The following is a 5,518-nucleotide window of genomic DNA, read 5'->3' as shown; positions in this document are numbered from 1 at the left end:
TCTCAGAGTTCCTGCTACTTGATCCAATTCAGCATAGATCCACCAACTTTTATTAAGGTCTTTAATTAATTTTTTATTTTTATCAGCATACAATCGTGAATACCATGTTCCTGATTCAGAATCATAGGCTTCTTTGAATAACTTATCAGCACTAGTTCTCGCAAAAGTAATAAATCTTTCATTGTTAACTAATTTACCAGTTAGGTAGATCATCCACAAAGTTTTTATTGAATGTCCATAATCAGTTTTGCCAGTTAATATTTTTTTATCTTCTGCATTGTCAATATAATACCAAAAATTATTATATTCAGGACTGTAAAACTGGTTCATTAAGATCCGCGAGATGTGAACCAAATCTTTTTTCCACTGCGACTGGTAAGGTTCAGGTAATATCGGTGCGAGAAGCATTAGATAGGTGTTCATTTGATCTAATTCATACACTATTCCTTTCCTTTGTTTTTTGGATTCCTGGTTTTGAGGGTTTTTAGGTAATTGAAGTATTATGTCTTGTTCTGAATCATAGTAATTTTCAAAGATAAAGTCTTTTAACTTAATAATATCTGGCAATACTTCTTCATCTTGAGTTAGATAGTAATAAAAAGCCATCCCCTGTAAAGCATAGGCTAGTTCTTGACTATTACGCTCTGAAACAGAAGAAAGAGGAGTAAGATTATCTTCAGAAAATACAGTAAATACACCACCATTTTCTCGATCAAATCCATATTTGCGAATCCAATCTAATCCAGATTTTGCTAAACTTAAAAATTTAGGATTTCCAGTCAATTGATAAGCAACTCCGTAGGTGTAAATTTGACGAGAATGAGCAACTATGTGCTTTTTATTAAAGTAATTTTTAATCCAATTGTCTTCATCTTCTAAATCCTTAAAAATTGGGCATGGTTGAGACAAATCAAGTAGCTCCCCATTGTCACATCGCAAGCTAGGAAAATTACCTACAGGTTTACCAAAAGCAGTTTCCATTAACCACCAAGGATTGAGGTCTTCTTCTACATGCTGTAACCATCTTTCACCGGTTAGGGTTTGTATTTTTTGTTCGAGTAATATAGGTTGGCTAATGGTTGGTGACAAGCCAACTATCAAGGTAATTACTAAAGTAGTAATAAGTACATATAAATAAAATCGATATTTTTTCATCATCTGTAAATAAAGGGTTTTAGCAATTTTAGTAACCCAGAACTTCAATTAATTTTTTTTTTTTATTCCCGTCATTGTCCATAAATCTTAATCAGCTATCTTATCGGATTCACTTTCAAAAATTAGCAGAGCATTTATTTTAAAGTTTTGGACTCAATCTACTATCAGGTTTGCACTCAAAATAATCGGCCTGTTTATCGCTTATTTCTACCTCTGTTAATCTCGTTTTTATTCTTCAATATCTGCCAATTTAAAGTTGACTAACTTCTGACAAAAAAAATGAGCTATCTCTGGTGAAAGTTATCCTTGGAGATAGTCTCTTAGGGTCGTTTCTATATTCTCCGGCTCACGTCTATTTTGGGATCACCTCGTTTCACAGCCGCTATTGCTTTTCTGCGTAGGTCATAACTTAAGGAAGCAGGCATCGGTGTTCCTCGCTACTCGTCATCTATAAGTCCTAACATAGATTCGTAGCACTATATTCTTTATTTTGTCAAGTTCTATGACTTTACAACCGCTTTAGACTCTAAACCCAAGGGCCCTGAATTGCAAATGTGATACCAGGCTCTTGAATGTTCACGAACATGATCCGACCATTGGGTGAGAAGCAAGCACCAGCAAACTCACTGCTGTTGAGGGCATTCCGTGCCAACTGGTAAAGCTCACCTTTAGGATTGACCCCAACCAGGAATTGGTCACCACCACCATCTTCACAGAGGATGAGATCCCCAGAAGGACTCATGGTCACATTATCTGGGTGTTCTAGTAAGCTGCGGTCATGGGACTCAACAAACAGTTCAATGGTGCCACCCTCTTGGGGATTGCTACCAGGAACATAGCGCCAGACTTGACCAGCTCCATTCGCCCATCCAGTGTTTGGATTTAACGAACCACCACTAGTACAGGTAAAGTAAACCTCATTATTACCGTACCATGCCCCTTCTCCCCGGGTAAATTGGGTTGCTCCCTTACCAAAACCTTCAACCCGCACAGTATCTTCTTCCGGGTCTACATCCTCAATCCGAACCCATTCTACTGCCATGGGCTGACCGACAGGGAAGTTTTCAACCGTGATTTTTTGAAATGTTCCCTGGATCTTCAATGCCTCCAGTAGACCCCCTGCTTTTAAGTTGCCTGGTTGCTTGGGAATAAAGCGATAAAACAGACCATCCATCCTGTCTTCAGTCTGATAAACAATCCCAGTATTGGGATCTACTGCAACGGCTTCATGGTTAAAACGACCCATGGCCACTAGAGGCTCAGCTTGAACCACTTCACCGGTAATGGGCACTTCAAAGTTATAGCCGTGCTTCATCGAAACACTTCTGGGGTCATCTGCCGGATAAGTGGTGGGAGTAACGGTGCTTTCTTCACAACTAATCCATGAACCCCAAGGGGTTGGTCCGCCACTACAGTTTCGTTCAGTACCAGCGAGGGAAGTGTACTGTTTGACCAGTTGACCATTGGCTGCCACTACTAGTGTTGTCGTGCCTCCCAAACACATGGGGTCATACTTGATATACTCTACTGCTACCAATCCATGTTTATCCAATTGATGGGGGCTAAGTTCATGATTGCGCACCAGGACAGTATTGCCTCCCGGTGCAGGAAAAGCCGCCATGCCATCGGGTCTACCAGGCACCAAATTGCTATCACTCATGGTGTCACCTGTGCGGGATAAAATTTTATAGCTAAATCCGGCTGCCAGGTCTAATAATTGATTAGGGTCTGGCTGAAGGGACCCAAAGCCTTTACCTCGAAATGATTTACCAAGAGCCTTCTTGGCAAAAACCTCTTTCAAGGGGGATGCTAGAATTGCACCAGCGGTGCTAGCACTGGCTAAGGCAAAGAAGTGACGTCGTGATAAAGTCATTGGTGGATAACGGATAGGTGTTTGATCACTCAGAGCCATCAGCTCTATGCCCATCAGGATAAATCGTCGAACTATCCAAGTAGGCATCACAAAGATCGACGTTCTCGGCTCGAAATAAGTTGCAACCCCTCAACTGAGCCTTAGTAAGGATAGCTCTTTTCAGGTTAGCATTACTCAAATTGGCATGGCTGAGATTGGCATGGCTCAGGTCAGTGTCCCTCAAATCTGCTGCTTGGAGATTAGCACCAGCTAGATTTGCGCCCTGTAAATTGGCACGACGTAGATTTGCTCTGAACAGATTGGCATTCTGAAGATCCGCCCCAGAGAGATTGGTCTGGTAGAGCTGGGCATCACTTAACTGAACTGCTTGAAGTTGAGCTTGCTGCAACTTGGCTTGACTTAGATTAGAGTAGGGCAGGTAAGTCTTTTTAAGATTGCTGCTAGTCAGGTCAATTGCTTGTATATCTGCTTCAAACAGGTCAGCTTCACTGATATCTACTCCACTAAAGTCTCGTCTACCCCTAGCGTATTGTTCAAGTAACTCGGCTCCACCAATCTTTTTCATTGCGCTATAAATAGGTCAGCTTTTGCCGCCCAATACCAATTTATAAAATAATGTCAATGCGTATTTATGCTTATTTATTTTATAAAGGTATAACTTTGTAGCGCATTACACACTTAATTATAATTCTTTTTTAATATTTGTGAAAATTTGCTACGTAAAAATAAAAATACTTGACAAAATAATTTTATTAAAATAAAATTATTTAATAAAATTTTTTCGAAATTTTTCTTAGGTAGGGAGCAGGGACTTCGGACTTCGGAGCAGGGAACAGGGAATAGGGAACAGGGCAAAAATCCTGTGTACGTGATTAGGCTAAAAACCGCTATATCAATAAGGGAGCAGGGAACAGCGGATCACCGGAACAGGGAACAGGACAAAAATCCTGTCAAGATATAAAGCAAAGCTTCATGTTCTGTTGCAACTAAGATGTCAAAACTGCCAGTATCCATCGCTCAGCACTACCACGAGCGCACCAAATATGCTCCAGAAACCATATCAGCCAAAAATAAGGGCTTAGACTGGGAGAAGCAGCCGATACCGTTTAAAGACTACAAAGTTGGGACTAACTTTGACCTAAAACCATACTTCTCACAAGACCGGGAGCAGTTTACCTCTGAACCGAGTAAAAGTTGGTGGCGGCTATCCCAGTTACTACTGTGTAGTTATGGTTTGACAGCTAGGGTGGAGACCATGGGACCACCACTTTATCTGAGGGCAGCTCCCTCTGCTGGTGGCTTATACCCAGCTGAAGTTTATTTGATTTCCCGTGGTACTCCCCTATTACCACCAGGACTATACAACTATCAGTGTCTGACCCATTCTCTGGTTCATTTTTGGGAGAGTGATGTTTGGAATGCACTGCAAGAGGCTTGCTTCTGGCACCCAGTTTTGGAGAGTACGGAACTGGCTATTGTAACTACAGCGGTATTTTATCGCTCTGCCTGGCGCTATGAAGACCGGGCATACCGTAGAATTTTTCTAGACACTGGTCATCTGCTAGGCAACATTGAGTTAGCTGGGGCTTTGAGTGATTACCGACCTCACCTAATTGGTGGCTTTGCTGATCAAAAAGTTAATGAACTGCTTTATCTAGACCTGGAACAAGAAGGAGCGATCGCAGTAATCCCCCTGGCCGATCAGCTCAAAGTTGAACAAAACTTGCCCATCGCCCCAACTGTGTTGCCATCTCCTACTGAAGTTAATTACCCAAAGATTCCAGATGGAGAATTATTGGGTTATTTGCACCGCGCTACGGAAATTAAAGAGGGTGGTGATTGGAAAGCTAAGGGTAATACTTTAAAGATTACAGACATTGACCAGCAGTTAGAAGACAAGTACAATTTTCCGTTTTGTGATAAAGTTTCAACGGCTACAAACCCCATAGATTGGGGGGAGTTAACCAGCTCAGGTAATGCTCCGAAAGCATTTTTAGATACTATTCTAAAACGACGCTCTACCCGAGCTTATAGTGCAGCTAATTTGACCTTGGAGGAGCTAAAAGCTCTTCTGGATTTTACATACCAACCTCAGCATTATATTGAACAGGGGTTAGATGGAACACCAGATTATTTTGATTTAAGTTTAATCGAAACATTTATAGCAGTATCTGGGGTTAATGACTTAGAAGAAGGCTGCTATTATTACGCCCCTAAGGCTCAAGAATTGCGGCAAATTCGGTTTAAAAACTTCCGTAAAGAATTGCATTTTCTGTGTTTAGGGCAAGATTTGGGTCGAGATGCCAGAGCAGTGGTGTTCCACACCGCAGACTTACAAAAAGCAGTGGCTAGATTAGGCGATCGCGCTTACCGTTACTTGCACATGGATGCTGGTCATCTAGGACAGCGGCTCAATCTAGCAGCTATTTACCTTGGTTTAGGAGTAAGTGGTATTGGTGGCTTCTTTGATGACCAGGTAAATGACGTTTT

Annotated in this window: 4 protein-coding genes and 1 pseudogene; 1 reads left to right on the top strand and 4 read right to left on the bottom strand. The window is 41.4% G+C overall.

Annotated features, from left to right (window positions below; genetic code table 11):
• The 4 genes and pseudogenes from F6K37_RS31060 to F6K37_RS31045 all read right to left on the bottom strand — a co-directional run.
• The coding region (locus F6K37_RS31060) for an AGE family epimerase/isomerase (RefSeq protein WP_287254390.1) at positions 1-1,203 on the bottom strand (1,203 nt) is incomplete at its 3' end.
• 42 nt (positions 1,204-1,245) lie between these two features.
• Positions 1,246-1,512: pseudogene (locus F6K37_RS31055) on the bottom strand (ISKra4 family transposase); the annotation flags it as partial.
• 169 nt (positions 1,513-1,681) lie between these two features.
• Positions 1,682-3,028, bottom strand: a complete 1,347-nt coding sequence (locus tag F6K37_RS31050; RefSeq protein ID WP_044494492.1) for an alkaline phosphatase PhoX — start codon at positions 3,026-3,028, stop codon at positions 1,682-1,684.
• Positions 3,029-3,053: 25 nt separating this feature from the next.
• The gene (locus F6K37_RS31045; protein ID WP_009149535.1) at positions 3,054-3,593 is read right to left on the bottom strand and encodes a pentapeptide repeat-containing protein; all 540 of its coding nucleotides are present in this window, start codon (positions 3,591-3,593) and stop codon (positions 3,054-3,056) included.
• 426 nt (positions 3,594-4,019) lie between these two features.
• On the opposite strand from F6K37_RS31045, the gene F6K37_RS31040 reads away from it, so the two are divergent.
• Positions 4,020-5,518 (top strand): SagB/ThcOx family dehydrogenase (locus tag F6K37_RS31040; protein WP_287254387.1); only part of this gene is annotated, 1,499 nt, incomplete at its 3' end.

Origin of the sequence: Moorena sp. SIO4E2, assembly GCF_010671945.1 — a bacterium.
Classification (GTDB): Bacteria; Cyanobacteriota; Cyanobacteriia; order Cyanobacteriales; family Coleofasciculaceae; genus Moorena; species Moorena producens.
Note: the sequence above shows the minus strand (reverse complement) of the source record. Positions and strands in the feature narration are given on the sequence as shown.